The sequence below is a fragment of the Salinicola sp. JS01 genome (assembly GCF_030284585.1).
Classification (GTDB): domain Bacteria; phylum Pseudomonadota; class Gammaproteobacteria; order Pseudomonadales; family Halomonadaceae; genus Salinicola.
Genome location: NZ_CP127244.1, coordinates 2368941 through 2389485 on the forward strand (window position 1 = coordinate 2368941; position 20545 = coordinate 2389485).

15 protein-coding genes are annotated in these 20545 nt (G+C 67.0%); 1 reads left to right on the forward strand and 14 read right to left on the reverse strand.

Annotated features, from left to right (window positions below; translation table 11 throughout):
* Window positions 1-21: 21 nt before the first annotated feature.
* The 13 genes from QO259_RS10895 to QO259_RS10955 form a co-directional block, all read right to left on the reverse strand.
* Window positions 22-1023, reverse strand: a complete 1002-nt coding sequence (locus QO259_RS10895; RefSeq protein WP_285950004.1) for a TRAP transporter substrate-binding protein — start codon at window positions 1021-1023, stop codon at window positions 22-24.
* A gap of 213 nt (window positions 1024-1236) precedes the next feature.
* Window positions 1237-3186, reverse strand: a complete 1950-nt coding sequence (locus QO259_RS10900) for a GGDEF domain-containing protein (protein ID WP_285950005.1) — start codon at window positions 3184-3186, stop codon at window positions 1237-1239.
* Between the two features lie 217 nt (window positions 3187-3403).
* A complete protein-coding gene (locus QO259_RS10905) occupies window positions 3404-4732 on the reverse strand; it encodes an enolase C-terminal domain-like protein (RefSeq protein WP_285950006.1) in 1329 nt (442 codons plus the stop codon).
* Window positions 4733-4791: 59 nt separating this feature from the next.
* Window positions 4792-5922 carry an L-talarate/galactarate dehydratase gene (locus QO259_RS10910; RefSeq protein ID WP_285950007.1) on the reverse strand — a complete coding sequence of 377 codons (1131 nt, stop codon included), beginning with the start codon at window positions 5920-5922 and terminating at the stop codon, window positions 4792-4794.
* A gap of 317 nt (window positions 5923-6239) precedes the next feature.
* Window positions 6240-7271, reverse strand: a complete 1032-nt coding sequence (locus QO259_RS10915) for a LacI family DNA-binding transcriptional regulator (RefSeq protein WP_285950008.1) — start codon at window positions 7269-7271, stop codon at window positions 6240-6242.
* Between the two features lie 15 nt (window positions 7272-7286).
* Window positions 7287-7760, reverse strand: coding sequence for a phosphohistidine phosphatase SixA (gene sixA, locus QO259_RS10920; RefSeq protein ID WP_285950009.1), 474 nt, complete (start codon window positions 7758-7760; stop codon window positions 7287-7289).
* Window positions 7757-8854, reverse strand: coding sequence for an NAD(P)H-dependent glycerol-3-phosphate dehydrogenase (locus QO259_RS10925; protein ID WP_285950010.1), 1098 nt, complete (start codon window positions 8852-8854; stop codon window positions 7757-7759). Before QO259_RS10925 ends, sixA begins: the two co-directional genes overlap by 4 nt.
* 111 nt (window positions 8855-8965) lie before the next feature.
* The gene (locus QO259_RS10930) at window positions 8966-10408 is read right to left on the reverse strand and encodes an NAD(P)(+) transhydrogenase (Re/Si-specific) subunit beta (protein WP_285950011.1); all 1443 of its coding nucleotides are present in this window, start codon (window positions 10406-10408) and stop codon (window positions 8966-8968) included.
* Between the two features lie 16 nt (window positions 10409-10424).
* Complete coding sequence (locus tag QO259_RS10935) at window positions 10425-11996, reverse strand: Re/Si-specific NAD(P)(+) transhydrogenase subunit alpha (RefSeq protein ID WP_285950012.1); 1572 nt, start codon at window positions 11994-11996, stop codon at window positions 10425-10427.
* A gap of 544 nt (window positions 11997-12540) precedes the next feature.
* A complete protein-coding gene (locus QO259_RS10940; protein ID WP_285950013.1) occupies window positions 12541-14001 on the reverse strand; it encodes a protein adenylyltransferase SelO in 1461 nt (486 codons plus the stop codon).
* A 204-nt stretch (window positions 14002-14205) separates the two neighbouring features.
* The gene (locus tag QO259_RS10945; RefSeq protein WP_285950014.1) at window positions 14206-15072 is read right to left on the reverse strand and encodes a glucosaminidase domain-containing protein; all 867 of its coding nucleotides are present in this window, start codon (window positions 15070-15072) and stop codon (window positions 14206-14208) included.
* 187 nt (window positions 15073-15259) lie between these two features.
* Window positions 15260-17158, reverse strand: a complete 1899-nt coding sequence (gene htpG / locus QO259_RS10950; RefSeq protein ID WP_285950015.1) for a molecular chaperone HtpG — start codon at window positions 17156-17158, stop codon at window positions 15260-15262.
* 114 nt (window positions 17159-17272) lie between these two features.
* Window positions 17273-17617, reverse strand: coding sequence for a YkvA family protein (locus tag QO259_RS10955; RefSeq protein ID WP_207037018.1), 345 nt, complete (start codon window positions 17615-17617; stop codon window positions 17273-17275).
* A 192-nt stretch (window positions 17618-17809) separates the two neighbouring features.
* Here QO259_RS10955 and QO259_RS10960 point away from each other — a divergent pair, with 192 nt between their 5' ends.
* Complete coding sequence (locus QO259_RS10960) at window positions 17810-19789, forward strand: transglycosylase SLT domain-containing protein (RefSeq protein ID WP_285950016.1); 1980 nt, start codon at window positions 17810-17812, stop codon at window positions 19787-19789.
* 117 nt (window positions 19790-19906) lie between these two features.
* On the opposite strand, the gene QO259_RS10965 is transcribed toward QO259_RS10960, so the two are convergent.
* Window positions 19907-20485: an exopolysaccharide biosynthesis protein gene (locus tag QO259_RS10965; protein WP_285950017.1), complete on the reverse strand. Its 579-nt coding sequence runs from the start codon at window positions 20483-20485 to the stop codon at window positions 19907-19909.
* Window positions 20486-20545 lie beyond the last annotated feature (60 nt).

The window sequence follows — 20545 nt, forward strand, 5'->3', positions numbered from 1 at the left end:
GCGCCGACCTCGCGAGGGCAATCAGGGGGTCTGACGAATCTGGTCGATCAGCGAGGCGAGCTCGGGGTGCTTGTCGGTGAATGCCTGGTAGAGCGGCTCCATGCGCTGCTGGAAGGCGGCCTTGTCCTTCACCTCATTGATCTTCACCCCCGCCTTCTCGACGATGGCGCGGCTCTTGGCTACCCGCTCCGCCCATAGCCGGCGCTGCTCCTGGGCGGCGTTCTCGGCGGCGGCGCGCACGGCGCGCTGGTCGTCGGCGGAGAGCGCCTCCCAGCTCGACTTGGCCACGCACAGGCATTCGGGAATGATCAGGTGCTCGGTGAGCGAATAGTACTTGGCCACTTCGTAGTGGTTGCTCGACTCGAACGAGGGGAAGTTGTTCTCGGCACCGTCGATGACCCCGGTCTTGAGCGACTGGAACACTTCGCTGTAGGCCATCGGCGTGGCGTTGCCGCCCAGGGCATCGACCATCTGCACGTAGAGATCGTTGTTCATCACTCGCAGTTTGAGGCCCTTGACGTCGTCGGGTGTCTCGATCGGGCGTTTGGTGTCGTAGAAGCTGCGCGCGCCGGAACCGAACCAGGAGAGCGCGATCAGGTTCTTCTCGGCCAGGGCGGCGGCAAAGCGCTTGCCGATGTCACCATCCATGACCCGATACATCTGCTCGACGTCCTTGAACAGAAACGGCAGCGAGAGCACGTCGGTCTCGGGCACCACCGGGCCCATCGGCCCCATGTTGAAGTTGCCGAAGTCCAGCGCACCGCTGCGAGCCTGTTCGATCGCATCCGGCTGATCACCGAGGACGCCGTTGTTGTAAACCTTGGGCTCGACGCGGCCGTCGGTGGTCTTGGCCACTTCCTCGGCGAAAGACTTCAGCGCCAGCGAGTTGGGGTAGCCGTCGGGGTGCACGTTCCACCCGCGCCAGGTCGCCGCCTGGGCACCCAGGCTGGCGCCCAGCAGCACGCCGGCGGCGGCGAGAGAGAGGCAGGTACGCGAGACACGCGAGGAGAAGAGTGAGGTCATGACGCGCTCCATGTCGAATGGGCGCAGCCGCCGAGGCCGCCGTCCGGCGTCTTCGCCAGATCGATCGCGACGCCGCACAGGCCGCAATGTTGTTATCGTCGCCGCCAACATTGCCATACATCATACTTATTCAGACATTAGACTTTGGCATCCTCGCGGCGCTGCCGAATGTGCCATATGGCAACGCTCTTCAGCGCTATTCCGATGCCGGTGTCATCGCTCTCCCCGGCGCTCGTCCGGGTCTCTCGCGACCACCTCCGACTTCTTTTCCGCCGAGGTTCCCTCCTCGGCCTGGTCATGCCGGTCACGCTCCCCCGACGCTGCGCACCGATGCCGAGTACCGCCGTTGGCCAGGTGGGACTTACAGTCCCCGCTCTGCTCGCCATCTTGACGCAGCAGACACGGCTCGGCCGACGCCGAGTAGATCGTCACCGTACTGCGGCCGTCGCGCTTGGCGCAGTAGAGCGCTTCGTCGGCCAGGCGCAACAGGCCGTCAGGGCTTGCGCTGTGCATCGGGAAGCTGGCAATGCCAGCCGAGAACGTGACACGCCCCAGGCTCAAGTCGCCACGCTTGAGTGGTGCTGCCGCGAGCCGCCCCAGAAGCCGCTCGAGACGCGCGGCCAGCGCCGTCGGCGAGGCATGGGAGAGCAGCGCGAACTCCTCGCCGCCCAGGCGACACACGCTCTCGCCCGCTTCCTTGCTCGCCTTGAGCAGCGTCGCCACCTCGACCAGCACGCTGTCACCGGCATCGTGCCCGAAGCGGTCGTTGATGCGCTTGAAATGGTCGAGATCGACGATTGCCAGGGTCAGGCATTCGCCCCCCGCCATCGCCCGCCGGCACGCCTGGGCGTAGGCCGCGTCGAAATGGCGCCGGTTGTAGAGCCCGGTCAGCGCATCGCGGTAGGACAACCCTTCGAGCTCTTCGACCAGCCCCGCCAGCTCCGCGGTACGCAGCGCCACCTGCTGCTCCAGCGTCTCGTGGGAGCGCGCCAGTTCGCGATGAACCCGATGGTAGCGATGCAGCGAGATCGCCACGCAGGAGAGCGAGAAGGCCAGCGTGCCGAAGCTCAACGGTATTGGCTGCCACGGGATGAAGCCGTGCGCCACCAGGATGTCGGCCAGCAGCAGCGGTGCGAACACGGCGAAGCTCAGCACCACGGTGCGCTGGGTACCGTCCAGCGCCCGCCACTGCCATAGCGCCAGCGCCAGCATCGTCGGCAGCGTCAGCACCAGCAGCATGTCGAAGATGGGAAAGGTCAGCGAGAGGTTGATCACCCCGCCCTGGACCAGGCCGACGACCAGCACCACGTAGGCGAGATGCAGCGCCCATAGCCGCCGCATCCAGCGCCGCGCGCTGCCCTTGAGCCAGTGGGCGAGGATCAACCCGGTCGCCACCGGCAGCATGTAGTAGCTGAAGGCCCGGATCAGATCCCACCCCAGCGGATTGCCGGCGATCAGCTGCCGCGCCGGCGCCTCGGCCAGCAGCATCAGCCCCGAGGCGCCGGCGAACAGCGCGATGGCACCGAAGCTGCGCCGCTCGACGCCGCTGACGGCGAAGATCGCGGCGAATACCGACAGTGCCAGCGCCAGCGCGCTGACCGCCACGTCCCAGGCCGAGCGCCGGATGATCTGACGATAGGCCTCTCCGCGCTCCATCAAGCGCACCTGGCCCCACAGGCCGATGCTGGTGTAGTCGGAGAAGACGCGCAGCCAGAGGGTCTGACCGCCGAAGTCGTGGGGCAGCGCAATCATGTGCCAGGGCCAGCCGACGAAGGTGACATGATCGCCATCGTTGAAGTCGCCATGCTGGTAGATCAGCCGGTCGTCGAGATAGACCTGCGCGATCAGATCGATGCTGGAGACGAACAGCACCGGGTCGTGCCATTGATTGTGCGGCAGACGCAGGCGGAACCACACCTTGTCGCGGCCGTCACGCTGCGGCGGGTCGGCGGGAAAGGCGATCGGCTGCCAGCCGCTATCGCTGGCGTGAAGCCAGGCCGGCAGCCCGGCGCCATCCCGCGGCGAGTCGCCCCAACGGTACTCCCAACCGCTCGGCTCGACGCTCGGCGTCTCGCCCTGGGGCTCGCGCGTGGCCCAGCTCCAAGCCACCCACATTCCGATCAGCAGTACGCAAAGGCCGGTGACGGCGCCGATCACGCGCATGATGAGCTCCCCCTCAAGGAAGCTCATAGTGTCATGAAACCAAGTGTCAGGATAAGTATCAAAAGGTGATTTGACTGCGCGGCCTCCACTCGCCCAGTGCTCCTGTCTGCTCGCCCATGGCCGGACGCGCGACTACGTCACCGCCATACTCCCCCGTATTGCCACTCATACCACCGCTCATGGCGCCTCTCATGTCACCCCTCGTGCGACTGCCAGCTCAGCGCACCAGCGCCGGGCGCTTGGGATCGAAACGCCAGCCATCGATCAGATACTGCATCGCCATGGCGTCGTTGCGACTGCGCACATCCAGCGAGCGGTAGAGCGCGTGGGCCTGTTCGAGCTGCGCCATGTCCAGCTCGACACCCAGACCGGGCGTGGTGGGCACGCGCAGCTTGCCGTCGCGGATCGCCAACGGTTCGCGGGTGAGGCGCTGGCCATCCTGCCAGATCCAGTGGGTATCGATGGCGGTGATCTCCCCCGGGCAGGCGGCGGCGACATGCGTCATCATCGCCAGCGAGATATCGAAGTGGTTGTTGGAGTGCGAGCCCCAGGTCATGCCCCACTCGTGGCACAGCTCGCCGACCATCACCGCCCCCTGCATTGTCCAGAAGTGACAGTCCGCCAGCGGAATATCCACCGCATTGAGCGCCACCGCGTACTGTAGCTGCTTGAAGTCGGTGGCGATCATGTTGGTAGCGGTCTTGAGACCGGTGCGTTTCTTGAACTCGGCCATCGTCTCGCGCCCGGACCAGCTCGCCTCCTGACCACAGGGATCCTCGGCATAGCTCAGCAGATGCTTGATCGGGTCGAGCACACGCACCGCCTCGTCGAGTGTCCAGGCACCGTTGGGGTCCAGGGTCAGCCGCGCCTCGGGGAAGGCGTCGTGCAGCGCGCGGATACACTCCGCCTCCTCCTCGCCACGCAGCACGCCCCCCTTGAGCTTGAAGTCCTTGAAGCCGTAGCGCGCATGCGCAGCCTTGGCCAGTTCGGCGACCGCGTCTGGCGTCAGCGCCTCGCGACGCCGCACTGCGTCCCAGGCGTCCACCGGATCATCGGCCTTCGGGTAAGGCAGGTCGGTCTTGGCCGGATCGCCGAGCAGGAACAGATAGCCCAGCGCCTCGACCTCGTCGCGCTGGCGGCCGAAACGCCCCAGCAGGTCCGCCACCGGCTGGCCCAACGCCTGGCCGTAGAGGTCGTAGAGCGCCGACTCGATCGCGGTCAGCACATGCACCGCCACGCGCAGATCGAAGGTCTGCTGGCCGCGCTCCTCGCGCCCGTTGCCGGCCAGCGCCAGCCGCGCCCGGTTGAGGACCTGCTTGACCTGATCGATACGCGCGCCTTCGACCAGCGCCCGACACTGCTCCAACCCGCGCAGGATACCCTCGCTGGAGGGGATCTCCCCCACCCCGCGCTGGCCGCTGTCATCCTCCAGGATCAGCACGCAGCGAATGAACCAGGGGGCATGGCCGCCACTCAGGTTGAGCAGGAAACTGTCATAGCCGGCCACCGGCACGACCGACATCTTGGTGATCTTGGGGAAACTCATCTCGCACTCCTCGGTATTTGATCGTTGCGGGAACGCTGAAGACATTGATTCAGTGTTTCCTAGCCGCGTTTGCCGAATTCGGCGCTATCCACTGTCCACTGGCGTGCCTGCTCGGTCAGGGTGAAGCCGAGACCCGGGCGGTCGGGCACCAGCATGCGCCCGTCGCGGGTCTCGAGGCGCTCGTTGAACAGCGGCTCCAGCCAGTCGAAGTGCTCGACCCAGGGTTCGCTGGGATAGGTCGCCGCCAGGTGCAGGTGAATTTCCATGGCAAAGTGCGGTGCCAGCTGCAGGCCGGCGCTGCTGGCCAGGGTGGAAAGCTTCAGAAACGGCGTGATACCGCCGATGCGCGGCGCATCCGGCTGGATGATATCGGCGCTGCGATGGTCGATCAGCGCGCGGTGCTCGGCGACGCTGGCGAGCATCTCGCCGGTGGCGATCGGCGTATCCAGGGCGCTGGCCAGTGCGGCGTGCCCTTCGACGTCGTAAGCGTCGAGGGGCTCCTCGATCCACACCAGGTGGTAGGGCTCCATGGCGCGGCCGAAACGCAGCGCGGTGGCACGGTCCCACTGCTGGTTGGCATCGATCATCAGCGGCACGTCGTCACCCAGGTGGCGGCGTACCGCCTCGACACGCTGCAGGTCGGCCTTCATGTCGGGCTGGCCGACCTTGATCTTGACTCCTTTGATGCCGCTCTCCAGCGAGCGGGTGGCGTTCTCCTTGACCTCTTCGATCGGCGTATGCAGGAAGCCGCCGGAGGTGTTGTAGCACTGCACCGAGTCGCGATGGGCACCGATCAGCTTGGCCAGCGGCAGCCCCGCGCGCTTGGCCTTGAGATCCCACAGGCCGACATCGACCGCGGCGATGGTCTGGGTGGCAAGACCGCTGCGCCCCACCGAAGCGCCGGCCCATACCAGCTTGTGCCACAGCTTGTCGGTGTCGTTGGGGTCTTCGCCGAGAATCGCCGGCGCGATCTCCTTGGCATGCGCGAACTGGCCGTAGCCCCCGGCACGCTTGGAATAGCTGAAGCCGATGCCGCGATGACCGTCACGCGTCTCGATCTCGGTGAACAGAAACGACACCTCGGTCATCGGTTTCTGGCGTCCGGTCAGCACCTTGGCATCGCTGATCGGCGTCGCCAGGGGCAACAGCACGTGGGAGAAACGGATCCAACTGATGGCATCGTTGTTCATCGCGGCACCTAGTCTCGTGGGTCGTCGCAGGGGGAGAGATCTGGCCACGGCGACGTTCTCGGGCTCGTCGGCAAGTTGAATGATTGCGCTATCATTCAGCCGCCGTCAGAGGTCGTTGGACACGGATAGTAGCGCGGGGCATTTGTATGACAAAGATGCCGACAAGCAAATTACGACCAAAGCACTAGGTGACAACGCGTGCATGAGCATCGCCGCGCGATGCCTCCCTGCGGTATGGATCGCTTGCAGAGCGAGTTCGTCGAGGGCTTGGGGTTGGTGCGAAAAAGCGGCGAGCGCAGGCGGTTTTCGTATAAAGCTCAGGTGGTGGCGCGGTCGACCAGGCTGAAACCGATATCCTCCACCGCCCCGCTGCGCTCGAACTGGGGGCGCGCCATGCGTTCGAGCAGCTGCTCGGCGGCGCGGCGGCCGATGGTGGCCCCATCGATGCGTACCGTGCTCAGCGCGGGGAAGCTGGCCGCGGCGTAGCTGCTGTCGCCGAAGCCCATGATGGCCAGATCATCGGGGATCGAAAGCCCCCGACTCTGGGCCTCGGCGATCACCCCCAGGGCGAGGATATCGGAGCTGCAGACGATCGCCTCGAGGGCATGGTGATCGAGCAGTTCGGCCGCCATCTCGCGCCCCCAGGGCATGCTCGAAGGGGTTCCCACCCGACGCAGCGGCAGCGCCTGCTGCCCCGCCTCGGCCAGGCGCTCGCGCAGGCCATCGATACGCCGTTCGGCGCGGGTGTCGTCGGCACTGATCACCCCGAGGCGGCGATACCCCCGCGCCAGCAGATGATCGGCCACGGCGCGCCCCACGGCGTGGTGGGAGAACCCGATCAGCATGTCGATGGGGTCGTCGCTCATGTCCCAGATCTCGACCAGCGGTACCCGGCTGGCCGCCAGCCGCTGCCGGGTCAGGGTCGAGTGGTGGCAGCCGGTGAGCACGATCCCATCGGGGCGGCGGCTGAGCACCGTCTCGACCACGCCCTCCTCTTCGGCGGGGGTATAGCCGACCAGGCCCAGCAGCACCTGATAGCCGCGCGGTACCAGCAGGCCGGTGACCGTCTGCACCACCTCGGCGAACAGCGCATGGGCCACCGTCGGCACCATGAGTGCCACCAGGCGGCTACGGCTGGAGGCCAGCGCGCCGGCGACCTGATTGGGCACGTAGCCGGTCTCGATGACCGCGCGGCGCACTCGCTCACGGGTCGCCTCGCTGACCAGCTCGGGACGATTGAGCGCCCGCGACACCGTCATCGGCGCCACGCCGGCGACCCGCGCCACATCGGTCAGACGGGCGCTGCCGGTGGCCCGGGCCGAGCGCGGCTTGGCATCATGCTCACTCACTGCGCGGCGCGCGCCTCAACCATGGGGTGGCGCAACGAAGGCACCGAGGCGAGCGCAGCCCGCCGCCCACACCTCGCCCTCGAGCAGCGCCACCCCGGCGGTGGGAAAGCCCATGGCGGCGAGCGGCCCGCCATCGACCAGACGTCCGGCCAGGGTGCCGACCAGCGGCATGTGGCTGACCAGGATCAGCGGCGCCGGCGATGCCCCCAGCGCGCTCAGGCGCTCGATCAGCGCCGCGACGTCATCCTCCGGCGTCATGCCGTCGCGGGTGTCGACCGGAATGCCCAGCGCCGCGGCAATGGGTTGCGCGGTCTGCTGGGCGCGCCGATACGGGCTCGCCCACACGGTCGCTGCCGCCAGCTCCGGGCGGCTGGCGAGCCAGCGCGCCGCCGACTGCGCCTCGCCTTCGCCACGCGCGGTCAGGCGGCGTTCGGCGTCGGGTACGCCGGGGCCCGCCTCGCCGTGGCGCACGATCGCCAGCCAGCTCATGCGTCACCGTCCGGTGCCAGCTGATGGGCCTGCGATACCGCCTCGCGCGAGAGCATGAACTCGACGTCGCTGCTCTGTTCGTTCTCCATCAGCGCCCGCGCCATGTCGCGCGCCGGCACGCCGTCGAACATCACATGATGCAGCCCCTGGGCCAGCGGCATGTAGATGCCCTCCTCATGCGCCTTGGCGCACACCAGCTTGACCGTATTGACGCCCTCCGCCACCTGACCCAGGGCCGCGATCGCCTCGTCGAGGGTGGCGCCCTCGCCCAGCGCATAGCCGACGCGATAATTGCGCGAGAGCTTGGACGAGCAGGTAACGATCAGATCGCCGACGCCGGAGAGCCCGAGAAAGGTCATGGGATTGGCACCCAGAGCCACCGCGAAGCGGCTCATCTCGGCCAGCGCGCGGGTCATCAGCATGGCGCGGGTGTTCTCGCCCATGCCCAGCGCCGCCGCCATGCCCGCGGCGATGGCATAGATGTTCTTGAGCGAGCCGCCCAGCTCGGCGCCGTAGCGGTCGTTGCCGGCATAGACACGGAAGTAGCCGCAGCCCAGCGCGGCCTGGACATAGGCGCGGGTGACCGCGTCGTCGCTGGCGATCACCGTCGCGGTGAGCTGCTTCTGGGCGATCTCCGCGGCCAGGTTGGGCCCCGAGAGCACGCCGATGTGCGACGAACCGGTCTCCTCCTCGATCAACTGACTCATCAGCTTGAAGCCCTCGGCCTGGATCCCCTTGGTGGTGGTCACCAGGATCTGCTCCGGGCGCAGGTGCTCGCGCGCCTGCTCGAGCACGCTGCGAAACGCCTTGGAGGGGATGGCGATGAACACCACCATGGCCTCGGCCACGGTGGCGGCCAGATCGGTGGAGGCCACCACCGCCGGATTGATCGGATAGTCGGGCAGATAGCGGCCGTTGCGGTGCTCGTGATTGATCTGGTCGACCAGCGCCGCATCGCGCAGCCACTGGCGCACCGTGGCGCCGTTGTCGGCAGCGATGCTGGCGATGGCGGTACCGAAACTGCCGCCGCCGAGCACGGCGACCCGCATGGGCTCCGAGGAGCGGGAAGCTGACTGCGAGTAGGATTCTGACATGGTCGATCCGTGGCCACTGAACGATGCCGCCAGTGTAACGAAAATCGCCCCGGACGGGGGTGCCGTCGCGGGGCGAAATGCGCTCGGATCAGAGTCGCGCGCGGCGCCGCCTCAGTCGATCATCGGCACCAGGGCGTCGATGCTGCCGCGGGCGTCGCCGTAGAGCATGCGCGTGTTCTCCTTGAAGAACAGCGGGTTCTCGATGCCCGAGTAACCGGTGCCCTGGCCACGCTTGCACACGAACACCTGCTTGGCTTCCCACACCTTGAGTACCGGCATGCCGGCGATCGGGCTGCCCGGGTCCTCCTGCGCCGCGGGATTGACGATATCGTTGGAGCCGATGACGATCACCACGTCGGTGCTGGCGAAATCGTCGTTGATCTCGTCCATCTCCATGACGATATCGTAGGGCACCCGCGCCTCCGCCAGCAGCACGTTCATGTGTCCGGGCAGGCGCCCCGCCACCGGGTGGATACCAAAACGCACGTTCTTGCCCGCGGCGCGCAGCTTGCGCACCAGCTCGCTCACCGCGTTCTGGGCCTGGGCCACCGCCATGCCGTAGCCGGGCACGATGATCACGCTGTCGGCGTCATTGAGCGCACTGGCGACACCGCCGGTGTCGATCGATACCTGCTCGCCCTCGATCTCCGCGGCCTCGCTCTGGGTTACCCCGAAGCCGCCCAGGATCACGCTGACGAAGTTGCGATTCATCGCCTTGCACATGATGTAGGAGAGGATCGCGCCGGAGGAGCCGACCAGCGCCCCGGTAACGATCAGCAGGTCGTTGGAGAGGGTGAAGCCGATCGCTGCCGCGGCCCAGCCCGAGTAGCTGTTGAGCATCGACACCACCACCGGCATGTCGGCGCCGCCGATCCCCATGATCAGGTGCCAGCCGATGAAGAAGGCGAGCAGCGCCAGCAGCACCAGCGTCCAGGCCCCGGCACCGTTGAAGTAGCCCACCGCCAGCAACACGCAGAGCAGCGCGGCGCCGGCATTGAGCAGATGCCCGCCCGGCAGCTTGTGCGGCTTGCCGCCGATCTTGCCGGCCAGCTTGCCGAACGCCACCACCGAACCGGTGAAGGTCACCGCACCGATGAACACACCCAGCACCACTTCGATCTGCAGGAAGGTGAGTTCCAGCGGGGTCTTGTGGGCCAGGGTCGCGGCGAACGCCGAGAACCCTTCGACGTCGATCCCGGCGACGCGGGTGGCCACCACCCGGGCGCGCTCCATCTCGGCGTTGAAGCCGATGAACACCGCCGCCAGGCCGACCACGCTGTGCAGCGCGGCGACCAGCTGCGGCATCTCGGTCATCTCGACCCGGCGCGCCAGCCAGGCGCCGGCCAGCCCGCCGATCAACATCAGTGGAATCAGCCAGCCGAGCCCACCGACGCCGGGGCCGAGTGCGGTGAACACAACCGCGATCGCCATCCCCACGATGCCGTACCAGACCGCCCGCTTGGCCTTCTCCTGATTGCTCAGCCCGCCCAGCGACAGGATGAACAGGACACTCGCCGCGATCGCCGCGGCGGAAACGAACTCGTGTTGCAACATCATCTCTCTCCGCGGGTCAGGATTTCTGGAACATGGCGAGCATGCGTCGGGTGACCAGGAAGCCCCCGACGATATTGATCGAGGCGATCAGCACCGAAATGCCCGCGAGCAGCCCGACCAGCCAGCTACCCGAGCCGATCTGCAGGATCGCCCCCAGGATCACGATCCCCGAGATGGCATTGGTCACCGCCATCAGCGGCGTGTGCAGCGAGTGGCTGACGTTCCAGATCACCTGGAAACCGACGAAGCAGGCCAGCGCGAAGACGATGAAGTGCTGCATGAACGAGGCCGGCGCGACCATGCCCAGCAGCCACATCAGCACGCCCCCGGCCGCCAGCAGGCCGACCTGACGCTTGGTCTGGGCAAGGAAGGTGGCGTGCTCGGCGGCGCGCTTCTCCTCCGGCGTCGGCTCCTTGGGCTTGGCCTTGGGCTTGGCCGCACCGATCGCCTTGACCTTGGGCGGCGGCGGCGGGAAGGTGATCTCGCCGGCATGGGTGGCGGTGGCGCCGCGGATCACGTCATCTTCCATGTCATGGACGATGACGCCATCCTTCTCCGGCGTCAGATCGGTGAGCATGTGGCGAATGTTGGTGGCGTAGAGCAGGGATGCCTGGGTCGCCATGCGCGAGGGGAAGTCGGTATAGCCCACCACGATCACGCCGTTGTCGGTGACGATCCGCTCGTCCATCACCGTCAGATCACAGTTGCCGCCCTTCTCGGCGGCGAGATCGACGATCACCGAGCCCGGCTTCATCGCCGCCACCATCTCCTCGAGCCACAGCTTGGGCGCCGGGCGCCCGGGGATCAGCGCGGTGGTGATGACGATATCGACCTCAGGGGCCTGCTCGCGGAACAGCGCCAGCTGCTTCTCGCGGAACTCCGGGCTCGAGGGCGAGGCGTAGCCGCCGCTGCCCGAACCGTCCTGGCTGTCCTCGAAGTCGAGGAACAGGAACTCGGCGCCCATCGACTCGATCTGCTCGGCGACCTCCGGGCGCACGTCGAAGGCGCGCACCACCGCCCCCAGGCTGGTGGCAGTGCCGATGGCGGCAAGCCCGGCCACGCCGGCGCCGATCACCAGTACCTTGGCCGGCGGCACCTTGCCGGCGGCGGTGACCTGGCCGGTGAAGAAGCGCCCGAACTGGTTGCCGGCTTCGATCACCGCGCGGTAGCCGGCGATGTTCGCGGTGCTCGAGAGCGCATCCATCTTCTGCGCCCGCGAGATACGCGGCACCATGTCCATCGCCACCACGGTGGCGCCCTTTTCGCGGCAGCGCGCCAGGCGCGCCTCGTTCTGCGCCGGCCAGAAGAAGGCGATCAGCGTCTGCCCCTCGCGCAGCCGCTCGATCTCGGCATCGAGGGGTTCGCGTACCTTGATCACCACCTCGGCGGTTTCCCACAGCGCTGCGGCATCGTCGACCAGGGTCACCCCGGCCGCCTTATAGGCGTCGTCGCTGAAACCGGCGGCGACACCCGCGCCGCGCTCGAGCAGGCACTCGTGACCGAGTTTCTGGATCTGCTGCGCGCTCTCGGGCGTCAGGGCGACCCGCGCCTCGCCCTTGGCAATCTCTTTGGGGGCGCCAATTCTCATGCCGCCACCTCGCACAGCGACGGCGCCACGCCGCCGCTCAGGTCGGATTCGGCCAGGCCGCGCGGGGCAAGCCCTGCGCAGCGCCAAAACGGACACGGCATCGCTCGATCGGCCATGCGTCGGTTCTCCTGTGGGGTCGAGATAAGGGCGCTCTCCCCCGCACCTGCGGTGCCGCCGAACGCCGATCGACGGCCGTTCAGCAGCGCCACTGGCGCAAGGGAGAGCGCCTGAATGAGCCCAAGTGTTCGATAAAGCCGACGGCGGGATCAAGACACACACAGAAAAACCAACCCGCTCAATATTTTATGGTGACCATAACCGAATCGTTATGCTTGAAATCCAACCCAAGGCATTGATTAAAAAGATAAAAAACAAACCCTGAAAATGAGTTATCGATGCCATAACGCATCCCTTATTCCTACCAATTGGCGGCTTTCTGCGCGCCGCCATCATGGAGAGGAAGGGTCAGGGGAAAAGTACCGGGGCTGGAAGCCTCTGCGCTAGGTCCCGGGCGGGACCTGGCGCAGGCGGACTCGAGACAGGCTCAGGAGGAACAGGAGAGACATACCGGCGGCGCGCTGGCCGCCGGCGCTTCGGCCCAGGCGGCCATGCCCGGGCGCGCCTCGAACGGCGACGCCAGCAGCTCGCGGAAGGTGCGCAGCGGCTCGGCATCGCCGACCTGGGCCGCTTCGATCACCTGCTGCGCCAGGTGGGTGCGCAGCACGTAGAGCGGGTTGACCCGGCGCATCGCCGCCAATCGTTCGGTCTCGCCGCGTGATTCATGCGCGAGACGTGCCCGGTAGCGCGCGAGCCACTCATCGAGCTGGGCATCAGCGACCTCTTCGCTGAGCACTAGGCCCCCGGCGACATCGCTCTCGGACAGGGCACGGAAGCTGCGGTGAAAATCCGCACCCGCCCGCCCCAGTATCTCCAGCCAGTCGTCGATCAGCGACCCATCCTCCTCGCGCTCGACCTCCAGCCCCAGCCGGGCGCGCATCAAAATGGCGTAGGCCGCCTGCAGCGTCGGCTCGTAGCTGTCGAGGATCTCGCGCAGGCGCTCGGGGGCGATCAGCGGCGTCAGGCACTGGGCCAGTACGGTGAGGTTCCACAGCGCGACGCCGGGCTGCTGGTCGAAGGCGTAGCGCCCGCTGGCGTCGGTATGGTTAGGGGTGAGCTGAGGGTCGTAGCGATCCATGAAGGCGTAGGGGCCGTAGTCCAGCGTCAGCCCCAGGATCGACATGTTGTCGGTATTCATCACCGCGTGCACGAAGCCATAGGCCTGCCAGCGCGCGATCAGCTCCGCGGTGCGGGTCACCACGTCCTGATAGAGCGCCTCCAGCGGCGCCGGCTGGGTCGCGAGCTGCGGCCGATGACGCTCGATCACGTGCCGCATCAGGCACTCGAGATCGTCGCTGCGTTTCTGCTGGTAGAGCCACTCGAAGTGGCCGAAGCGCACGTGGCTCTCGGCCAACCGCAGCAGAGTGGCGCCGGGCTCGACCCGCTCGCGCATCACCTTCTCGCCGTTGACCGCCACCGCCAGCGCCAGGGTGGTGGGAATACGCAGGCCGGCCATTGCCTCACCGGCAAGATACTCGCGGATCGACGAGCGCAGCACCGCGCGACCGTCGCCGAAGCGCGAATACGGCGTCTGCCCGGCGCCCTTGAGATGCAGATCGCACGGCCCCTGCGGGGTCAGCGCCTCGCCCAGCAATAGCCCACGACCGTCGCCCAGCGCCGGGTTGTAGGTGCCGAACTGGTGCCCGGTATATTTCTGCGCCAGCGGGTCCATGCCCGGCAGCATGGTCGCGCCGCTCATCAGCGCGGTGAGCTGGTCGCGGTCGATCGCCTCGGGGTCGAGGCCGAGGCGCAGCGCCGCCGTGGGACTCAGGTCGAGCACCCGCGTCTCGGCCCATACGCTGGGCGTGACCCGGGTGAAGAAGTCCTCCGGGAAGCGCGACCAGACGTTATCGAAAACCAGCGCGTCGAGACCGTTGTCAGCCGTCATGCCGTCCTCCTCGAAGCGGGGTGGGTGGTGGTGAGATCGTGGCGGGGATGACGCTCTAGCTTACACCCTCACCCCGCGGCCCTGCACACCAGCCCGCCCTGCCACCGGCCGGCAGCGCAGGCAGACCCCGCCGGGCGCTGCCCGAGGACAGGCGCGAGGCGTGGCGAGACCGTGATGTGGCAAGACACCGTGGTGAAGGCCGGATCAGGCGGGGCTGGCGTCGCTGTCGCTGGCATCTAGACCATGATCGCGAATCAGCTCGCCATTGGTGCGCAGGAGTGCCAGCAGCTGCTGCTGATAGTCGGGCGAGGTGGAGTAGTTGTGCAGCTTGCCGATCAGCCGCTCGGCGGAGATCGAGCGTCCGCGCGTGGCCAGCGTCATGCGCTCCTGGCGCAGCTGGGAATAGGCGCCGTGGGTATTGAGATTGTGCAGATAGGCGCGCACGCCGTCACGCACGCTGTCGAACACCTGGAAACGCCGCGAGGTGCCGTTCTGGGCGATACCGCAGCCGGGCGAGAAACAGCGCATGCCGAACAGGTTGTTGCTCTCGCGGGCAATGCGCGAGGTGCCCCAACCGGACTCCTCGACGGCCTGGATCACCACCATCTCCAGCGGAATGGTATTGACCCGGCTGAGCAGCTCCGAGCTGACCTGACCCGGCTTGCAGCTCACCCCATAGGCATCGCACAGCCGAGCCAGGCGCGCCTTTTCGTCGTCGCGCAGCGGATTGACCCGGGTGCTGATCGCGAACAGCCAGTTGCGGTCGCGCTGGATCTGCGCGTTCTCGGCCTGGACCAGCGGCACCAGCAGTCCGAGAAAGGCCGCCTTGCGCTTGGCGCCGGCCTTGTACTCGCGCAGATCGGGCAGCTCGCTGACCGGATCCAGGGCTGGCTGGGTGACGCTACTGTAGAGGGTGGGCGCAGTTTCGGATGCCGGTTCGGCCTGAGCCGACATCGGAAACGGGGCTTGCGCCAGGGTCAGTACGGCAGTCAAGGCCAGAGCGGTAGTACGACGACTGAGCCCCGGCCGGCGCGTCGATCGCCCGCCGGCCGGGGAAAAGGATCGCGACATGGTGGCGCTCCTCGTATGGAAAGATGGCAGCAGGCTAACAGCAATTCGCCGCCAAGTTGAGTAAATAACGTGCAAAATCGTCATCAAGGGTGTGACTTTTCCGGTCCCGAAAAGCACTCGGCCGGCCCCGAAACGGGGCCGGCCGAGCCAGCGGACGTGGCGCCGAGCGAGGTCGGCGCCGGGACGGTCAGGCGCTCAGCAGCGTGTTGAGCCGCTTGACGTAGGCCGCCGGGTCATCGAGATGACCGCCCTCGGCGATCACCGCCTGATCGAGCAGAATGCGCGACAGATCGCTGAAGCGGTCGCCGTCGGCGGACTCCAGTCGCGCTACCAGCGCATGCTCGGGGTTGAGCTCGAGGATCGGCTTGACCTCGGGCAGGGTCTGGCCTGCGGCCTCCATCAGCCGGCGCATCTGGAAGCCCATCTCGTGCTCGGGCAGCACCACGCAAGCCGGTGAATCGGTCAGCCGGTGGGTCACACGGACCTCCTGGACATCCTCGCCCAGCGCCTCCTTGACCCGCTTGACCAGATCTTCCTTAGCCTTGGCGGTCTCCTCCTGAGCCTGCTTCTCGGCCTCGTCGGCCATGTCGTCGAGGTCCAGGTCACCCTTGGCCACGTCGGCCAGCGACTTGCCGTCGAATTCGGTGAGATGGCTCATCAGCCACTCGTCGATGCGGTCGTGCAGCAGCACCACCTCGATGCCCTTCTTGCGGAAGATCTCCAGGTGCGGGCTGTGGCGCGCGGCGTTGAAGCTGTCGGCGACAATGTAGTAGATCTTCTGCTGGCCCGGCTTCATGCGCTCGACGTAGTCCGCCAGCGACTGATCCTGCACGCTGCTGTCGGTGTGGGTGGTCGAGAAGCGCAGCAGCTCGGCGATCTTGTCGCGGTTGGCATAGTCCTCCGCCGGACCTTCCTTGAGCACGCTGCCGAAGGTGTTCCAGAAGGTCTGATAGGCCTCCTTGTCCTTGGCCAGCTTCTTGAGCATGTCCAGCGCGCGCTTGGTCAGCGCCGACTTCATCGAGTCGACCTGGGGCGACTTCTGCAGCAGCTCGCGCGAGACGTTGAGCGGCAGATCCTTGGAGTCAAGCACGCCCTTGACGAAACGCAGGTAGAGCGGCAGGAAGGCTTCGGCATCGTCCATGATGAAGACGCGCTGGACGTAGAGCTTGAGCCCGCGCACGCCGTCACGCTGATACAGGTCGAACGGAGCGCGCTCCGGCACGTAGAGCAGGCTGGTGTACTCGAGCTTGCCCTCGACCTTGTTGTGGCTCCAGGTCAGCGGGTCGCTGAAGTCATGGGCGATGTGCTTGTAGAACGCCTTGTACTCTTCGTCGCTGATCTCGGCCTTGGGCCGCACCCACAGCGCGGTCGCCTCGTTGACCGTCTCCCAGCTGACGGTCTCGCTGCCGTCGATCTCGTTGCCCTCTTCGTCACGGGCCTTCTCGACCTTGGGCATGCGCACCGGCACATCGATGTGGTCGGAGTACTTGCGCACCAGATTCTTGAGGCGGAAGTCGTCGGCGAACTCCTTGGCGTCCTCCTTGAGGTGCAGCACGATCTCGGTGCCGCGCTCGGGGCGCTCGATATCGGCAATGGTGAACTCGCCCTCGCCCTTGGAGCGCCACTCCACGCCCTGCTCGCTGTCGGCACGGCGGGTACGCACCACCATCTCATCGGCGACGATGAAGCCGGAGTAAAAACCGACCCCGAACTGGCCGATCAGCTTGGCGTCCTTCTGCTTCTCGCCGGAGAGCTGCTTGAGGAATTCGGCGGTGCCGCTCTTGGCGATGGTGCCGAGGTTCTGGATCACCTCGTCACGGCTCATGCCGATGCCGGTGTCGCGCACGGTGACGGTGCCGGCGTCGGCATCGTGTTCGATCTCGATCCTGAGTTCCGGGTCCTGACCGTAGAGCGCGTCGTTCTCCAGCGCTTCGTAACGCAGCTTGTCGCAGGCGTCGGCGGCGTTGGAAATCAGCTCACGCAGGAAGATCTCCCGGTTTGAGTACAGGGAGTGGATCATCAAGTGCAACAGCTGCTTGACCTCGGTCTGGAAACCGAGCGTTTCTTCTTGAGTGGCAGTGGTCATCGGTGAGCCTCTTGACACGGTTGCGAAGTAAAAAGACCAAGGAAATGAAGACGATCAGCGATATGGGGGTGGCCGGTGGCTTTTCAACCACCGCCGTTTCAGGCCCCGCGATTCTCAGCCACCGCGCTGCGGCGCGGCGGGATCGTCGTCCCAGCCCTTCCAGCGCCGGTAGCCGTCGAGCGCGTGATCGACCCGGGTGAGCAGCCAGCCGACGATGAAAACGTCGTCGACCAGGCCGATCACCATCAGGAAGTCAGGGATCAGGTCGAGCGGCGAGACCAGATAGACCAGCGCCGCGGCCATCCAAGCGAAGGCCGCCCACGGCACCGGTCGGTAGCGCCCGCGCACCACGTCGGCGGTCATCGGGCCGAATACCCGGAAAGCCCGGCCGATACGCGCCAGCGCGCCGCCGCGCTGCTTGAGCCGCGAGAGTTGAGTCAACCAACGCCAAGGTGTCATACGCTCGGCCTCCTTGAGAAAAGCGCCGCTTATCGGGCGATGGGCAATGGCGCCCTGAGGCTATACATGGTTACGATTGTGCCTGGATTCAACGCCGGAGGCGGTGGCGCGGCCATGCCGCCCCGGCGCACGACATCCACGCTGGCGGTCTAGCCTGGCGTGAGATGCACCGACCCGACGAGAGAGTTCGCAATGCCCGCATTTCTTCAGCGTAGTCTCGGCAAGCGCCAACCCTGGCTGCGCCGCTGTTTCGCCGGTGCCTTGGGCCTGGCCCTGGCAGCCCCGGCGCTGGCCGCCACATCGAGCGACGACCTGGTGATGAAGCAGGCGCTGGACGCCGCACGCGACCAGCGCTGGGACGCCATCGATCAGGCCGCGATCCAGGATCACGTGCTCGCCGGCTACGTCGAGTATCACCGCCTGCGTGCGCGGCTGAGCACCGCTTCCGCCGCCGAGGTCAACGCTTTCATCACGCGCTACGGCGACTCGCCGCTGGCGGAATGGATGCGCGGCACGGCACAGACGCGCTTCGGTCAGCAGGGTCGCTTCGCCGACCTGCTGGCGATCAGCGACGGCGAGCCCGATGGCGCCATTCGCCAGTGCTACTACTATACCGCCCTGCTCGACCGTGACCCCGCCCGCGCCGCGGCCGGGGGCGAGGCGCTGTGGCATGTCGGTGCCTCCCAGCCGGACGCCTGCGATACCCTCTTCGCCACCCTCACCCAGCGCGGCGTGCTCACCGACGAGGACACCTGGGAGCGCATGATGCTGGCCTGGGAAAACGGCCAGAGCGGCCTGGTGAGCTACCTCGAGCGCAGCCTGGGAGATGCCTGGCAACCCGCTATCACCCAGTTCGAACGCGTCAGCGCCAACTATGCCGCGGTCACCCAGATCCCGCAGGACCTGGGGCCCGGAAAAGGCGCCGCCGGCGCGCTGACCGCTGCCACCATGTACGCTTTCACCCGCGCCGACACCGAGGCCGCGCTGGAGGCGTGGCGCAAGATCGCGCCGCACGCCGCGCTGAGCGACGCCCAGCGTCAAAGCGTCGAGCGCGATCTGGCGTTCTACTCCATGGTTCGCGATGTCGCCAACAACCAGGGCTGGGTCGACGCCAACCTGCCGCGACTCGCCGATGCCGATCTGATCGAACTGCGCATCCGCAATGCGGTGACCGCGGGCCATTGGCAGAACGTGGTGCGCTGGACCCAGGCGCTGCCCGCCGAGGCGCGCGGTGATGCCCACTGGCAGTACTGGCTGGGGCGCGCCCAGGCGGCACTGGGCAACGACGAGGCTGCGCGACGTGCCTATGCGAACGCGGCCAGCGAGCGCAGCTTCTTCGGCTTCGCCGCCGCCGACCGTCTGGGCCAGCCCTACCATCTGCAGATGAGTGACACCCATGTCACCACGCTACAGCAGGAGCTGACCAACATGCTGCCGGTGGTCCAGCGCACCGAGGCGCTGATGCGCATCGGCGAGGAGGGTCTGGCGCGCAGCGAGTGGTATACCGCCGCCGCCCGTGATACCCCGGAGCAGGCCGCGGCCCTGGCCGACTACGCCATCCGCCAGGGCTGGTACGCCATGGCGGTGCAGACCACCATCGCCGCCAAGCAGTGGGACGCCCTGCCGTGGCGCTTCCCGGCCGCCTATCGCGAATCCTTCCTGCACTGGGGCGAGCGCCAGCAGGTCGACCCCTTCCTGCTGATGGGCATCGCCCGCCGCGAGAGTGCCTTCAACCCCGAGGCGATGTCACCCGTGGGAGCCCGCGGCCTGATGCAGCTGATGCCGGGTACCGCCGATCACGTGGCGCGCCAGCTCGGCATCGCCGCGCCCAGCACTAGCGAGCTGTTCCAGCCGCAGACCAATATCCGCCTCGGCAGCAGCTATATCCGCAGCATGCTGGAGCGCTATCGCGGCAATCGCATCGCCGCCACCGCGGCCTACAACGCCGGCCCCCAGCGGGTCGACCGCTGGCTCAACAGCGCCCCGCGGGAGTTCGACCGTTTCGTCGAGAGCATTCCGTTCCGCGAAACCCGCGACTACGTGCAGGCGGTGCTCGCCTATCGGGTGATCTTCGAGAGTCTCGCCAAGCAGGGTGATACCCAGGGCGTGGCCATGCTGACGCCGGCCGAGCGCCAGGGGCGCTACGACCCGACCCTGATCGCCAGCAACTGAAACGCTGCTAGAGGTCTGAAGGAGAGTCGGCCAGGCCCTGCGACCCGCGCAGGGCCTGGCCAAAGATGGCAAGAGCACCGGCCCTGCACCGCATGGCTGTGCTCCCGAGTGAAGAGACTACAGCAGCCAGATTCCCAGCCCGAGGCCGCCGCCGAGGGTGATCAACAGCCCCGCCAGCATCATCAGGCCGTCACCGGCGGTCAGCCCCAATGCCATCACCACGATCGCCAGCGCCGGCAGCGCGGCCGCGAATGGCAGCAGCTCCAGCGGCATCATCGACAGCCCCAGCAGGGTCATCAGCAAGGCCAGCAGGCGCTGGGTCAAGCTGCCCAGCAGCCACGTCAGGCGCGGCTGCAGCAGGCGGTCGATGCGCCGGGTCCAGGGCTTGGCCCGGGCGGCGATGCGGTGCCAGCGGGCGTGACTGATACCCCGCCGGGCGAGCCGCCGGGGCAGCCAGGGCGCGCGCCGCCCGAGCACCAGCTGGATCGCCATCAGCGCGATGAAGATCCCGCACAGGCTAGGCACGCCCGGCACGCCGCCGGTGGGCAGCAGCGCGATCAACCCCGGTATCAGCACCACCGGGCCGAAGCCGCGGGAATTGAAGGTCTCGACGATGTCGCCGAGGGTAATGGTGTCATCCTCGACGCGCTCGTCGAGGGTGTCGAAGATAGCGGTGAGCTTCAGCCGCTCCGCCATGCGTCACCTCCCTGTGACGTTGAAACACTTTAACTTTGAAACGCTTTAACTTTGAAATCC

Coding starts and splice junctions, on each gene's coding strand:
- QO259_RS10930 (WP_285950011.1), bottom strand. CDS start 10,408: ATGTTGCAACACGAGTTCGTTTCCGCCGCGGCGATCGCGGCGAGTGTC.
- QO259_RS10910 (WP_285950007.1), bottom strand. CDS start 5,922: ATGAACAACGATGCCATCAGTTGGATCCGTTTCTCCCACGTGCTGTTG.
- QO259_RS10940 (WP_285950013.1), bottom strand. CDS start 14,001: ATGACGGCTGACAACGGTCTCGACGCGCTGGTTTTCGATAACGTCTGG.
- QO259_RS10960 (WP_285950016.1), top strand. CDS start 17,810: ATGCCCGCATTTCTTCAGCGTAGTCTCGGCAAGCGCCAACCCTGGCTG.
- QO259_RS10945 (WP_285950014.1), bottom strand. CDS start 15,072: ATGTCGCGATCCTTTTCCCCGGCCGGCGGGCGATCGACGCGCCGGCCG.
- QO259_RS10965 (WP_285950017.1), bottom strand. CDS start 20,485: ATGGCGGAGCGGCTGAAGCTCACCGCTATCTTCGACACCCTCGACGAG.
- htpG (WP_285950015.1), bottom strand. CDS start 17,158: ATGACCACTGCCACTCAAGAAGAAACGCTCGGTTTCCAGACCGAGGTC.
- QO259_RS10925 (WP_285950010.1), bottom strand. CDS start 8,854: ATGTCAGAATCCTACTCGCAGTCAGCTTCCCGCTCCTCGGAGCCCATG.
- QO259_RS10955 (WP_207037018.1), bottom strand. CDS start 17,617: ATGACACCTTGGCGTTGGTTGACTCAACTCTCGCGGCTCAAGCAGCGC.
- QO259_RS10935 (WP_285950012.1), bottom strand. CDS start 11,996: ATGAGAATTGGCGCCCCCAAAGAGATTGCCAAGGGCGAGGCGCGGGTC.
- sixA (WP_285950009.1), bottom strand. CDS start 7,760: ATGAGCTGGCTGGCGATCGTGCGCCACGGCGAGGCGGGCCCCGGCGTA.
- QO259_RS10900 (WP_285950005.1), bottom strand. CDS start 3,186: ATGCGCGTGATCGGCGCCGTCACCGGCCTTTGCGTACTGCTGATCGGA.
- QO259_RS10895 (WP_285950004.1), bottom strand. CDS start 1,023: ATGACCTCACTCTTCTCCTCGCGTGTCTCGCGTACCTGCCTCTCTCTC.
- QO259_RS10905 (WP_285950006.1), bottom strand. CDS start 4,732: ATGAGTTTCCCCAAGATCACCAAGATGTCGGTCGTGCCGGTGGCCGGC.